The organism is Spiroplasma endosymbiont of Aspidapion aeneum (assembly GCF_964031045.1).
Taxonomy (GTDB): Bacteria; Bacillota_I; Bacilli_A; order Mycoplasmatales; family Mycoplasmataceae.
Map to the genome: position 1 here is coordinate 414993 of NZ_OZ034994.1, position 14835 is coordinate 429827.

Below are 14835 nucleotides of genomic sequence, written 5' to 3' on the forward strand. Positions count from 1 at the left end.
AAATATGAGAAAATTACTAAGTATATTAAGTGTAATTGGAATATCTGGGTCAACATTATCAGCGGTTGATAATGTTGTTTCATGTTCTAAAAATAATTCAGGATTTGCAAAAGATGAGTATAAAAATTACTTTTCTATACCAGATGCATTTTCAAACTATAATTCAACAAAAGATGGTAATTCTTGTTCATGAACAATTCATACAGTTAATGAAAGTCAAGAAATAACTGTTAAAAAAGCTGGATTTCTTTTAGCAAACTCAACAGATGATGTTGTTAAAACAAAAAAACCAATACTTGTCTCTAAACCGGGAAAAAACTCAACATCAACTGGTGTTGCATTTGGAGATGACAAAAAAGCAAAAGCAAGTGTTTTAATGGGTGCTAAGGTTTTAATCACAGGAAAAGATACTGAACTTGTAATTGGGTCAACTGTGGCAGTTGCTGCCGCTGATGGAAAAACAGATGTTACTACTATCACAGGTTCAATTACAAAAGCTGGAGAATTAACACTTACAACAACAGATAAAACATTACCAGGAACAATAGAATTAAGTGTTACAGTTACACCCCCAGCATCATCAACAGATGATGCGGCTACACCTATTACATATGGTGTTGCTCTAACAATTTTAAAAGATGATTCTGTTAATTTTTCAACTGATAAAACAGCTGTTAGTGTAGGTGACAAATTGATATTAAAAAATAATGATATTTCTGCTGGGACATTATCTTTATCATTTTTTACCTCTAAAGATGATAAAACTTCAGCATTTAAGCTCGACGCCTATGTTTCAAATGATACATATCTACAATTCTTTTCTGCTGGAGAACAACACAAAATTGATGCGGATGGTAAAGACACAGCCACAGATCTAACAAAAGACTTTACAGCCAAATCTTCTAGTTCTGGAACATCAAAAAGTACTGAAGGATTTAATGCTGGGGCTGATTATGCAAAAATGACTTTAGCAAAAGGTGTATCTTCAATTGATATAGATATTTCTGGAGACCAACCATCTACTTTTATACCAGATAACATTTCTATTGGTACAAGTAAATCTGCAACTCTTTCTGGAGCAGAAGTAAAAACTGGTGATGATAAAGGAAAAGTTGTTACTTGAAAAAGTAAAGCTAAATCAGGAGATACAAAAATATCTATTAATCTTGCAAATGATTTATCTTTAAACTTAGAAAAAACAAATGATATCTTTATAGCTTTTGATAATAAACAACAAAATAATATTAAAGCAGAGAAAGACAAACCATTAAACATAGGTGTAACTTTTAATCATGGAAATGATTCTTATAATCTTGCAATTCAGTATTCAGGTGATGTAAATGGTCTAGGATTTGTTTCTTTAGTTGATGCTGATAATAAATATCCATCATATTCAGCTAATACAGATGGTACTGGATCAGTATTGAATGTGAATGGAATAAGTAAAGGGGATCTAGAAATTGAATTTAAATTAGACCCTACTAATTTTACAGATATGAAGCTTGGATGATTTGATAATTCTACAGCTATTGATACAGTTAAATCTGGAGCTACTGATATTGCAAAAGCTGCGTCTAAGGATGCTGCATCCACACCAACTGCAAATATCTTTAAAGATGCATCCACACCTATTTCTGTTAAAGTAAGCCTTAAAGAAAGTGCTGATCAATTTGTTGTATACATGACAATAGCGGGAACTCGATCAGGAAGCCCTGCAACTTATACTATAAAAATTGTTGTAGGAGCCTAATATAAACATATTAATTTATATTTAGGAAATTAAACTACACAAAACAAAAAATTGCCATTGGCAATTTTTTGTTTTGTGTAAACATATTCCTTCTTGCAAAAAGATAAAACAAACTGAAAATTGCCAGCGGGCAATTTTTAGTTTGTTTGGTATTGATCATAGAATTTAATTACATACTATTCTATAATCAGTGATATATTGATACTTACTATACTATTTACTATTTATTTTAATAGTTATGTTATATTTAAAATCAGTTCCTGCTTTATGTCCACTTAACATTACATACATAGCATATGGTGCCTCTTTTTTTGCTATATTTATGTTAATAGGCAAGTTAGTATCTGCTTGAATATCCATTGAAGATGGTTTTGTATAAATTGATGTTGGAGTACCTTTTTCATCATCAGATATTGCTATCGCCTTATTATCAGTACCATATACAACTGTGCTATCTGTTTTTTTCGCGCTTACATATCATAATAGACTTATATCTTTGTATGTATCATCAATATCTAAGTTAAAAGTTACTTTTTGGTCTTCTGTTTCGGATTGGTTCACATTCAATACTGATCCAGTACCATCTGTATTAGCTGAATATGATGGATATTTATTATCAGCATCAACTAAAGAAACAAATCCTAGACCATTTACATCACCTGAATACTGAATTGCAAGATTATAAGAATCATTTCCATGATTAAAAGTTACACCTATGTTTAATGGTTTGTCTTTCTCTGCTTTAATATTATTTTGTTGTTTATTATCAAAAGCTATAAAGATATCATTTGTTTTTTCTAAGTTTAAAGATAAATCATTTGCAAGATTAATAGATATTTTTGTATCTCCTGATTTAGCTTTACTTTTTCAAGTAACAACTTTTCCTTTATCATCACCAGTTTTTACTTCTGCTCCAGAAAGAGTTGCAGATTTACTTGTACCAATAGAAATGTTATCTGGTATAAAAGTAGATGGTTGGTCTCCAGAAATATCTATATCAATTGAAGATACACCTTTTGCTAAAGTCATTTTTGCATAATCAGCCCCAGCATTAAATCCTTCAGTACTTTTTGATGTTCCAGAACTAGAAGATTTGGCTGTAAAGTCTTTTGTTAGATCTGTGGCTGTGTCTTTACCATCCGCATCAATTTTGTGTTGTTCTCCAGCAGAAAAGAATTGTAGATATGTATCATTTGAAACATAGGCGTCGAGCGACTTTTTCTGGTGCCTATTTTTCCTCCTTTACAAAATCTTTAATATTTATTTGGTTAAAATCAGAATCAAGATCTTTTTTAAGTTGACTAACTCATGGACTATCTTCTGTTAATTGTAAACTTTCTTTTGATTCTAAAAAGAAAATATTATCAATTATTTTTGATTCTGCTAAACAATTTAAAAGTAGGTTTATTTTCTTTTCGTTTACAATACTGTGTTTGATAAGATTTAAAAATCTTAAATCAAGACTTTTTAATAAAAAGTTTTTATATTTATTTCCAGTTTCATCGATAAATTCAAATAAATTTTTTTTAGTTGTTTCTTCTTCTACTAATAGTTGTTCCATTCCTAAATAAAGAGCATGTTCAATAGCGTTTTGCTGGGTAGCAAAACGACTATTTTTTACAATATTTAAAAAACGACTATAAAGCTCATATGTGCTTTCATTTGTTATATTTATTGTTACACGAATATTTTTTGATTTTTCGTGTTCAATAAATTCATCTCTGTTTTTCATGTTATAATAATTCCTTTCTTTCTATATCTAAAAGATCTACGTTCATAAATACTCTTTCTAGTCCATTATTAATTAATAGCATTTGACCCATTTTAAAGTTTAATATTTTTTCACACTCATTTTGTGTTATGGGGTTTGTATTCTTATATAGGTTAATTAAGTTATTCATATCATCTGGTTGAAGATTGAATATTGATGTATATTGAATATTATTTAATAAACCAGTTGTTTGTTTTTTTATTGATTCATCTCCTAAAAAGTCATTTAAGTTTTGGGTTATTAAAATAATCCCAGAGTTATATTTTCTAATTCTTTTTGTTAGTTGGTAAATAAAATTTAAAATAATAGGGTTTTTAGAATCTGTAAAAAGATAAGATTCATCAATAACAAATATGGTTTGTTTGTTAGTATTTATTCTTGATCTTTTAATTTGGTTATAAATATAGTTAATTAATAAATATATTATTGCATTTAAAGTATTTGTCCCATAAGATTCATACATTCCCAATGTTGACACATTGGTAAATGAATTATCTAGAGTTGATAAAGAACTTGGAAGTGAAAATATATAATAATATTTTTTATCCTTTGTAAAGTCAGATTCAATAATATCTAATAGGGTAATGAACTCTTCGTTATCTTGATAATGAACTTTGTATTTTTTCATTATTTCATATAGTTTTATAAATGTTGGTCATTCATTTGGTTTAATTGAATCAAAGACATTTATTTTAAAGTTAATATTATTGTAAAGAAATGCAACCATATTTTTAAATATAAGCAATGTTCTTAAATTCATCTCAGGATATAATATTTTTATTCACTCCTCAATTATATTTATCTGACTAGCAATAAGTTTTTTGTTTGTATCTAAGATGTTGTCGTATTCTTCTTCTGTGTAAGTGTGTCATATTTGGAAAGGGTTTATTATTCCGCTACGAGAAGATTTATTTATATCTATTATACTACCATCAAATTTTTTACACAAATTAGAATATTCATTTTCTGGGTCTAGGATAATTATGTTTTTATTTGTTGCACAATGAAATGTAACTAATTTTTTAACAAAAGTAGTTTTACCGTTTCCACTAGAACCAAATACAATCATGTTATGATTTCTTCTATTTTCCGTTTTTACAAATTGGTCAAAAATAATAGGTGTTTTTCCACATTCTTCTCTTCCTAAATAACAACCTTTCTCATCCAATAGCTGAGATTCTATAAAAGGAAAAGAGTTTGATAACATTGTACTTGTTAAAAGTATCTTTTCATTTGAAAGACTTGCTCTTAAATTTGCAAGTTTCATAAACCTAAAAGCTTCTTGTTGCTTAAATTGTAAACTATTAAATTTCATATTATTTGATTTACAAATATCATTTAAAATATATTTTTTATTATTTAATTCATCAATTGATGTACCATAATTTATAAATATTAAATTTGTTGATAAAATCTTTTCCTGGTTTAATGAAACACTCTTTATAAGTTCACTACATTCAATAATGTCTTGTTCTAATTTTGCTATTTCTGTTTGATTTTTTTGAGACAACATTGTTAATGAAGTTTTTAAATTTAATAAACGATTATTTAAATTTTTTTCAATTTGATTTTTATTTGTTTTACGACAACTCATGATTAAATTAGTGTCAGAAATTATAAAGGGCCATAACCAACATGTTGGAGTATTAAGCTCAATTGAGTCTATTGTATTAAAATTAATATATAAACCACCAGATTTAATATAGTTAGATTTTATTTTGTATTCTTGATATTCAAATAAAGAAATTAAACTTTGTTCAAAAGTATCAATGGTTTTTCTATCATAGTCACTCGCGCTTGGGTCATGGATATTTTTTATTAAGTTTACAAACTTATATTTATCAATTATATTTGCTTTTAAATTGTTTCCCATCAGCTTAGAAGATATTTGACTATTTAACATTTCAAATTCATCAATTTTGTTGAAACAAATTACTATATAATAGGCAAAACCAATAGCGTTATTATTTATTTGCCCTTCATTTGAGTTTTGATTTTTTAGCACATTTTTAATAAAATTTTTGGCAAATTCTCCTCCATTTTTTCCAGAATTATTTAAATAATGTGAGTTATCAATAAAACTTATTTTTTCATCTACCTTTATTATATAAAAATGATTGTCTATTTCTTCTAAAAACTTTTTTAATATGTTTATTGCTTGCTGTTGTTCTTCAAAATTTTTAGATAAAATATTATATCCATCTATTTTATAACAACACATATATGATATACCATCCTTAGTTTTATTAGCTAAAACATTTATATTGTCAGAAGTGAGTATTTTAAGGTTATTTTTACTTTTTTTGAGTAGGTGAGTTATGTATTTAAAAATTACAAAAATATGATAGTAAAGGGATCTTTCATTATATTTTATTAACCCACAACTTAGAGTTGACATCGTAAATAATGAAACAAGTATTGCTATAAAAGTATTTTTATTTTTTAATAACACAAATAATAATGATGATATACAAATAAAACAAATAAGGCAAATAAAGTCTACAAGAGTAAGATAGTTATTTATTTTTAGACGAGATCTTTTTTTGTTAAACATAACTATTTATTACCCAACTTCACTGTCATTTTTTTTATTAAATATATTTAAAGAATTATTATATATTTTATTTAGTCTATCTAATTTCTTTTGTTCTCTTTTTACCTTGTTACTTACAATACCTTGTTTTGTCAGTGATTCAATATATTCACTTTTCTGAACTATTTTATTTTTTCAATTCATTAGGTCCTCCTTGTTTATTTTTGGTTTGTCATTGTACGTAAATACATTTTTTAAGGCATGATATGGTGTTGAAACTTTAGCTTTAAATTTATTTATTGCCTTATTTGTGTTTATATTTGGTTTGTTGATAATTAAATGGCCAATATTTGAAAGCCCATTTTTTGTTTTTATCCCAGCATTGACAATTGATGATCCAAATTTTAATACACCTGTTGGTTGAAAGTTTGATTTGTATTGTTGCGTCTTTTTATCATAAGACACACTACCAATACCATTACCAAATCCAACCACTTTTGTGAGTTTTGATAAACTTGTACCAATTGAATTTGTAAATTTTGCGGGAATATTTATTGCAGATAAAAAACCAGCATGTGTTTCTTGGTGGTTATAACTATTTACAAGAATATGTAATATTTTTTGTGATTGTAGGACAAAAATACTACCAGCGAGAATAAAAATGAAGATAAATATTTGTCTTTCAATGATACCAAGTGATATATTTGTAGAAATTATTGAGTTTAATAACATACAAAATATATCCATTGTTAAAACAAAGATAACTCCTTCAAATGCGTTCTCAATTAATATATTTCTCCACTCAATTAATCTTCTTTTATTGTCAATAACAGACAAGATTGCAACAAATGGAGATATTAAATATAAAATTATTATCTCAATAATTTTTCCAGTTATTGTAATTGAAACTTTTAATAAAGAGTAAACACATACAATTATTGCAATGAATTCTATAAAAAAATTATAATCTGTAATATTATTTGGACATGAGTAACTAGAAACATTATGAACATTTTGATAATCAAAGTTTTTGTCACCTATATAATATAAAATATCTGCTAGATTTGACGTTTTAAATGTAAATAGTGTATTTACAAATGAAAACGAAAAGTTCATAATCATTATTAAAAACATTATTATTTGGGGGATAAATACAATTATAAATACCCCAAAAAGAGAATTTTTTAATGACTGAATTATTTTTTCTCGAAGATTTATTTCATCTTGTAGAGTCATGCTTATAAAATTTATAATAAAGATAATTGATAATAAACAAATACTAGCATATGCAAATATTGAAAATATTGTTAGTAAACTTTTATTATTATCTTTTAATATATCTTTAATTAGTTGACTATTAATATAATTAATTATTGTTGATAAGTATCCGCAAACTTGTAATGGTCCCTGAATAAAAACAAATCAAATTGTTTTTAAAAACAGTTTGTAGAGAATATCTTCCATATTTATATAACTCCAATATAATTGTTAGGATAAAATACTATGGGCCAAAATTCCACAACCAGTGGCTGCGCTACAACAAATTATAAATCCTATAATTACCCATATTATTCCATTAATTGCTTTTTGTCGTTCCTCTATGTCATTTTCACTACTTGCTTTTGCGATTTTAAAACCAATTTTAATTATAAAAAGAATTAAAATTGCTGCGACTACACTACATAAAAAAGTAGCTAATGAGGATACTCACCCTCATACATAATTAATAATTTCTGATGAATTTCAATTATTTGTTACATCTGTTAATAAACTATACATATTCTATTCTCCTTTGTTAAGTATATTTCTTTTTTCTTCTAATATTGACATCAATGAAGCATTTAGTTTTTCATAACCAATTTTGTCTTCAGTTGTTCAATAATTTAATGGAATATCTCGAAACTGACTTATTTTTGATCTTAATATTCCTTCTTCTTTTCGAAGATATGATAATCTATCTGCTTGTAATTTTTTTTCAATTTCTTCTTGACTCATTTTATTCATATTTTCCATATGAGCTAAAGCTTTTTGTAAATCATTACTTGCAGTTTTTGTTTCAATTTCTTTATATATATTAAAGATATCTACTCGATAATCTTGGTTAAAATTAATATAATTTCTTGTAATTTCTCAATCAAAATATTCATGTTTGATTAAGTGTTTAAACTCTCAAACATTTTCCAACTTAACAACACATGGTCTTTTATCCACATTAATAACAATGATATTATTTAAAGTATATTCTGGTATTTGAGAAACTTCAAGGATATTTTTGGCTTCTAAATGATAGTTTGGTTTATAATCCTTTGAAAATGATATATTCGATTTGTTAATAGTCTTTTGACCACAATATTGTGAAATCATACTATTTGTTTTTATGCTAATAGATTTTAAATATTTTATTAATAAACATGCTGCCATTATTGCTTTAGAACTAGAACCATATACATGTTCTATTTGTTCTAAATCTTGAACAATGATACTTGTACATATTTTTCTAGACCTTCCAGTATTTAATAATATATCTAGGTTTTTGATTTTTGCAATATTGGCAAATTCATCAATTAAAAACATTGTTGTTCTATTCAAGGCACGATTTTTATTTCTATCTGCAGAATAATATAGAGCTCGATATAATTGACCAAGAAAAATAGATATTATTGATTCTTTTGATTTTTCTTCTTCTGGTATTACTATAAATAAAGCCTTTGGTTTTTCTGGGTCATCAAATTTAAATATATCAATGTTATTTTCACACAATATATTTTGTAAACTCTCTTGCAAAAATACAGTTATTTGAGTTGAAAGAATTGAAAAATATTGATCTCTAACCTTTGTTTCTGTTGTAATAATATTTCCACATGTCAATCAAGACATGCTTTCTGGAAAATTATCATAGTGTTCTTCCATTCAAGTACAAAATTTATCTTTGTTTAATAGGGAATTTACAATATTAAAAATATTAAATCATTTTAGATCAAAGTCTGACTTTGTATGTTCATAAACTTCTAGGTAAGCATAAATTGCTCCTTTAAGTAAATTTTGAGCACCAATAAACCAGCTTTGATTTGCGTGTTCTTGTTGAGAAGAAATTAATGTTGATGTTATTATTTCTACCTCGTCAATAGCCTTTTGTCTAAAAATTTTTGAGTATTGAAGGCAATTATTTTCCAAATCTTTTTTGTTTAAAAATCAAGTGCTTCTGTACTTATCAATTCATACTAGTGGGTCTTCTTCCTCTATCTCATCTAAACATTGATTACAGTTTAATTTGTCATGTAGGTAGCAAGAATACAGAGTTAAATAATTTTGAGCATATCCCAGCTCAAGAAATTCTTTTTCTTCAATATTTATTTCCCTATAATTTACATACTTATCAAAGTAGTTTATTATTGGTCAAAGAATATTTCAACTCATTGATGTCTCTGGATTTTTAAAGTCAATTTTATAAATTTCATAGCCATTTGATTTTAAAATATCTCTTAGAGAATGATAAAGTTCTCCTTTTGTATCTGTTAAAACAAAATTTGGTTTATTATTTTTTATTGACTCTCTAATTGTTTTTATTGTTTTTCCTTTTTTATCTTTTATCTCCTCCTTTATAATTGTTGTTTCATCTGGTAAAATACAGTTTGCAATTACTGTTGGTTCTACATCTCTTTTTGTTTTACCACTACCAGTTGAACCTATTGTTATCGTGTTAACAACTTTTGTTGCATCAATTCCATTAAATGTTATTTTACCTTTTTCTATTTCGCTCCGAACAAGAAAAGAGGGTACCTGGAAATTGGGTAAATATATTTTATTGAATTCATTATAGTCTCCCTCATTTGTATGTTCATTTAAAAGTCATGAGGATGAACCATAAATTGCATCTTTTCCTTTTAATTCTAAAATCTGTTTTGTTTTCTTAACATTTGGTTTTGTATAAGATGTAAACAAGATGATAGATATTATAGCACAGCATATGCTAATAATGATATAGTTTATTTTTAAATAAGAACAGTAATATATTACATTTTGAATACTTAAATCTTTTATTGAGGGGATATGACCCCCTGAAGATAATTTATTATAAACAATTGCAAAATTAATAATTGCTGCCAATACAAGATCTATAATTAATATAACCGTAATTGAGACAATAATATTTAGTTTTGAACGCATACATTATGTTACCTATCAAATGATATGTAACCCTCCATTTCTATTGCTTTTAACTTTTTTTCCAATTCCATTTCAATTTTATTTTCAAAATTAAACAATTTTTTAAATTCATGGGTGTTATTTCTACTTGTAAAATAAGATATTATTTTTTTCTCTATATTTGTTTGTAAAAGTGATAATTTATTTGCAAAACTATTTTTTAGAACTTCTGGTTCTTTATAGTAACTTAAATTTATAAATGATAAAAAAGAATTTTTTCAATTTTTATTAGAATTTACAATTTCACTTATTAAAATATCTAGTAAAATATTTTCAATTTTCTTAAAATCTTTTGAAGTAATAAAATCACTATCTAAGAATGTATCTATATTTGGTTTTTGTAATTTATTTGTTTTTAAAAATAACTCTATTTTATTATTTTCTACTTCTTTATTTTTGACATAATCATATAAATAATTATTTGTGTCAAAAAAATTAATTAAAATTTCATAAAATAGTTCTTTAGACTGATTGTCAAAATTATCAATTGATAATTTGCTTTTATTATTAAGCGAATCATAATTTTTATAATTATGGCGAATGAACATTAAACTTTTTTTTAAAAATATACTATTTTTATATTTTAAATCTATAAATACTTGTCTAACATCAAATCAATTTCAATCATAATCTTTTATGTTATTATTATTTGTTAAATTTGTTTTTAAAAACCACTTTTGTTTTTCTAATGTATTTAATTTATACTGATATGCTAATTTATCACACTCTTTTCTAATTATATTTTTAAATATATTAATATGGTCTATTTTAAACATTCCAAAATTAATATATGTGTTAATCTTATTGTTATTCTTATCTAAACCAACTAAGGTTTTTTTATCTTCTAATATATCTAAATGAATATGAAATCCATTAGTATTTATATGAATTGCATAGTATCAAAATAAATCTTTTTCCTTTAACATATATCTTGAAAATAAATATTCTAGACTATTCTTTAATATATGATTAATATTTTTATAATTATATAATCTCGATTTTTTCACGATATAAATATTGAATCATAATATTGTTTCTCATATATTTTGATTATCATCAAGATTTTTTATCTTGTTTTTAATTCAGCTGATATTTTCTTGTCCTATTGGTCCATACTTTGTATAAATACCACTATGTTTTTCCTCCTTTTTTGATAATTCTTCTAAATATATGTAGTATTTTTCTAAGTTATTATTTTTTAGATATAAAAGTCTTTGTATATCGTCTTCTTCGATATGATAATTGAGAGCAGCTATTTCTCTGCTAATATAATCGAGATGTTTAAACTGTTTTATATATTTGTCTCTTCTTTTTTCTCCACTTTTTTGCAAATATCCACGATGATCATAAACTCGATTAAATCTAACAATTTTAAAGATTAGATCTGTGTTGTTTTTATATTTATCAAGATACATTAATTTTGTAAAATAGCTTTTAAATCATCTTGAATATAGTTTGAAAAAATATTTGCACATGATGAGAAGTAACTTTTAGATAAAGAAGAAATAGGAATTTCTTTTTTACTCTTATCTGTTATTGAATAAAATATAAAACTAGATGGAGAATTTTCTATTTTTGTATAATCTTGATTTATTTTTCACATTTGATATGAAGTTGTTAAAACATCTGTTATATTATTTTTATTAACTTTTCACAAGTCATTATCAGTGATATCATCAATTTTTACATCTTTAGATGAATTTGTAGATATTATTTTGTAAATATCATATTTATGAATATTATATATTGAAAATTGCAAATTACCATCGTACTCAATATATGATTGAAGGTTTTTTGCATATAAGTCTTGTAACTCATTTGCGTTGTTAGAATAAGTGTTATTGATATTTATTTTTTTTATTAAAAACTTATTATTGTAGATATATTTTAATGTTATTGAATTTTTGATGTTAAAATAAGAAGTTATCTTTATGTTCCCATTTTTATTTGAAAATGTATCAACTAAATTATTATCTAGGGTTATAGAAAGACTCCCGTTAAATTTTTGATTTAACTTTTCTAAATTCAATATATTAATATCTACAGTTTTGCCAACTGTTACTTGTATTTGGTCGTGATCTGTTATAATATCATCTGAATTTTTAGTTGAGATATCTATAGTACTTAAAATATCCTTTCCATTTGGAACTTTCCCAATTACTTTTACTTGGCAATTATTAAGTTTTTTACAAGAGATAATTATTTTATCCTCGACTATTTTTGCTTCAACACTGTCATCTGTGGTTGATAGGGATAATGAAATATTATCAGCTTTTAATTCTTTAAAATTTTTAATGAAAACATTTTTTGACAATTCGTTTTCAGAAAATAAAATACTTTTTGTATCTAAGATAATAGAATTTGTGTATTTGCAATTTAAAGTAAATTCTAATTCTTGTAAAAATATATTTCTGGATGCTGTTAATTTTATTTTACAACTTCCCAAACCTCTTTTTGTTAATGTTATATTTTGATTTGTAATCTTAAAGCTACATATTTTATAATCATCAATATCAAGTTTAAATTTATACCCATTTCTAACCATTAACTGGTAGTTTATAATGGGAATAATAAGAGTTGTCTCCCCAGGATTTATATCATATTCACTATTAAGATTTATATTATACTCAACCAACAAAACATTTATTGTTTTTTTTATTATTTTATTGTTTTTTGAAAAACAAATATCAAAACTTGTTTTAGTTTCTGTTATTTGATTTTTATTTCATCTAACATTTATACTTGAACTTAAAGATGGTTGTTCTACTGTAAGATTTTCATCATTATTGATTATTTTTAAGACTCAACCTTCACTTACAAACTCTAAATAATTTATTATTTGGATAGAGTCATTTCTTTTTAGTAAGGAAAGTGTTATTTGATTTTTATCAAGATTTAACAAAGGGAGACTATTATTTTTTGGTTGACCATTTGGGTCGTTTTCTTTGCCCTCTGTTTTTTTATCTTGAAGATTAAAACTTGTAGTCGAAATATAAATAGAACCAAATGATGTAAAGAGACTATCAAGACACAAGAGTGATTTTAATAGCTTTTTACTCATTGTTAAAATTAAAATCCTTTGTTATATGAGATTCTAATTCTTTATTTATTTTACTCTTTAGTTCTAATTCTTTTTCTCTAGTCGTTTTAAAGAAATTGTAGTATTTTGTAGCTAGTTTTTGCGCATCCTTAACTAAAAATTGTATTTCTTGGCTATTATAAGATAAGCCCAATTTACTACATAAATCATAAATTTTATTTATAACAGCAACCTCTCGATATTCTGAAAGATCAATTGTTTTTTCATTTTTACTTCTATATGTAAAAACTGGTGTCATATTAGAAGCGTAAGTTGTCGCTTTTTTAATAAATTTTAATTTTTCTGTTTTATCAAATGGTAAAGCCAATAGTCCAGTGGTCATTGTCGCTTTAAATTCATCTGCTTGTTGAGATCTAGACAAAATTGGTCTATTTTTCATATTTAACGCATGGCTAACAACTATACCACCACAATCAACTGTTTTTGCAATTAAATTATCTGGTTGAAGTTTATAATCTTCAATCCCATTTTCAAGAACCAATACATAAGGAACACGATTAACAGCCAATGTTTCTGCTAAAAATTTTGAAAATGTGCTATTTGGACTTATATATGGAATTAATTGTTGTCTTTTACATTCAGTAACAATATTTTCAACGTGTTCATAGCCATCTTGGCGAATATAATCCGAACCTTCGATTGAAATTCCTCTTTCAAAATAATTTAAAAGATTTTTATCCCCTTGAGTGAATAATAAAAAGGGGGGCTCTTTTGCATACTTTAAAGGATGACAATATTCACTTGATGTAAGTGATATATAATCATAACCTTTTGTTCAATCTTTTATTATTTCAGTTTTATTTATTTTTTCTTTTCGTTCTAAAGCATTATAGATTTTACCAAAGTCACCTTCGTATTTTTCATTAAAATAAAGTAAGACACTATTCATTTGTAGTATCTCCTTTATCAATATCATAAATAAAATCTGTTGCTTCTAAATCTGTTATTAATTTTGTTATTTCTTCGTAAATATGTTTATCTACATATTTGTTTTTATATTTTTTCATTTATCCTCCTAAGTTGAATTTATAAATTCATACAGAAAACATTGAAAATAAATAAAAAAGTATTCAAAATCACTAATAAAATAATCATAAAAAATACAGGAATTGATATTTCTTCTCCATATTGAATTGCAATTTGAATGTTATTAAAAAATACTATAGCTACGTTTACATGTAGATATAAATAAGATATAAAAAACTTTTTCACCTATTTTATAATTCCTGTATCTGGATTTATTTGTTCCAGCCTTCTAGACAAGTAATATTGTAAACGTAGCTATCATTTACAAATAATAATTTGAACTAAAATTGTTATTATTTTAGCACAATATTTTTAGTAAATACTAAAAAAAACTTTTTTTTGTTAAAAAATTATTTTTTTTTTAAAAATTATTACTTATTTAATAAAATAATTTATATTTTTTTATTTCTTAATAAGATATTTCATATTGACAAAAAAAATACCATTTC

General features: G+C 24.9%; 11 protein-coding genes. 1 reads left to right on the forward strand and 10 read right to left on the reverse strand.

The features are described from left to right. Positions 1 to 4 precede the first annotated feature (4 nt). On the forward strand, positions 5 to 1750 hold the full coding sequence (locus AAHM97_RS01970; protein WP_342269279.1) for a hypothetical protein: 1746 nt from the start codon (positions 5 to 7) through the stop codon (positions 1748 to 1750). Between the two features lie 213 nt (positions 1751 to 1963). Here AAHM97_RS01970 and AAHM97_RS01975 read toward each other — a convergent pair whose 3' ends face one another. From AAHM97_RS01975 to AAHM97_RS02020, 10 genes are all read right to left on the reverse strand, one after another. Then, the gene (locus tag AAHM97_RS01975; RefSeq protein ID WP_342269280.1) at positions 1964 to 2779 is read right to left on the reverse strand and encodes a hypothetical protein; all 816 of its coding nucleotides are present in this window, start codon (positions 2777 to 2779) and stop codon (positions 1964 to 1966) included. A 199-nt stretch (positions 2780 to 2978) separates the two neighbouring features. Next, positions 2979 to 3482, reverse strand: a complete 504-nt coding sequence (locus tag AAHM97_RS01980) for a hypothetical protein (protein WP_342269281.1) — start codon at positions 3480 to 3482, stop codon at positions 2979 to 2981. A 1-nt stretch (position 3483) separates the two neighbouring features. Next, a complete protein-coding gene (locus AAHM97_RS01985; RefSeq protein ID WP_342269282.1) occupies positions 3484 to 6075 on the reverse strand; it encodes a VirB4 family type IV secretion system protein in 2592 nt (863 codons plus the stop codon). A gap of 9 nt (positions 6076 to 6084) precedes the next feature. After that, complete coding sequence (locus tag AAHM97_RS01990) at positions 6085 to 7518, reverse strand: Mbov_0396 family ICE element transmembrane protein (RefSeq protein ID WP_342269283.1); 1434 nt, start codon at positions 7516 to 7518, stop codon at positions 6085 to 6087. A 24-nt stretch (positions 7519 to 7542) separates the two neighbouring features. Then, positions 7543 to 7833 (reverse strand): hypothetical protein, encoded by a 291-nt coding sequence (locus AAHM97_RS01995; RefSeq protein WP_342269284.1) that lies wholly within the window; start codon positions 7831 to 7833, stop codon positions 7543 to 7545. Between the two features lie 3 nt (positions 7834 to 7836). Next, a complete protein-coding gene (locus tag AAHM97_RS02000) occupies positions 7837 to 10221 on the reverse strand; it encodes a type IV secretory system conjugative DNA transfer family protein (protein WP_342269285.1) in 2385 nt (794 codons plus the stop codon). Positions 10222 to 10229: 8 nt separating this feature from the next. Next, a complete protein-coding gene (locus tag AAHM97_RS02005) occupies positions 10230 to 11675 on the reverse strand; it encodes a hypothetical protein (RefSeq protein ID WP_342269286.1) in 1446 nt (481 codons plus the stop codon). Next, positions 11675 to 13321, reverse strand: a complete 1647-nt coding sequence (locus AAHM97_RS02010) for a hypothetical protein (RefSeq protein ID WP_342269287.1) — start codon at positions 13319 to 13321, stop codon at positions 11675 to 11677. The genes AAHM97_RS02005 and AAHM97_RS02010 overlap by 1 nt, the downstream gene beginning before the upstream one ends. Next, complete coding sequence (locus tag AAHM97_RS02015) at positions 13314 to 14249, reverse strand: hypothetical protein (protein ID WP_342269288.1); 936 nt, start codon at positions 14247 to 14249, stop codon at positions 13314 to 13316. The genes AAHM97_RS02010 and AAHM97_RS02015 overlap by 8 nt, the downstream gene beginning before the upstream one ends. Then, positions 14242 to 14367, reverse strand: coding sequence for a hypothetical protein (locus tag AAHM97_RS02020; RefSeq protein WP_342269289.1), 126 nt, complete (start codon positions 14365 to 14367; stop codon positions 14242 to 14244). Before AAHM97_RS02020 ends, AAHM97_RS02015 begins: the two co-directional genes overlap by 8 nt. Positions 14368 to 14835 lie beyond the last annotated feature (468 nt).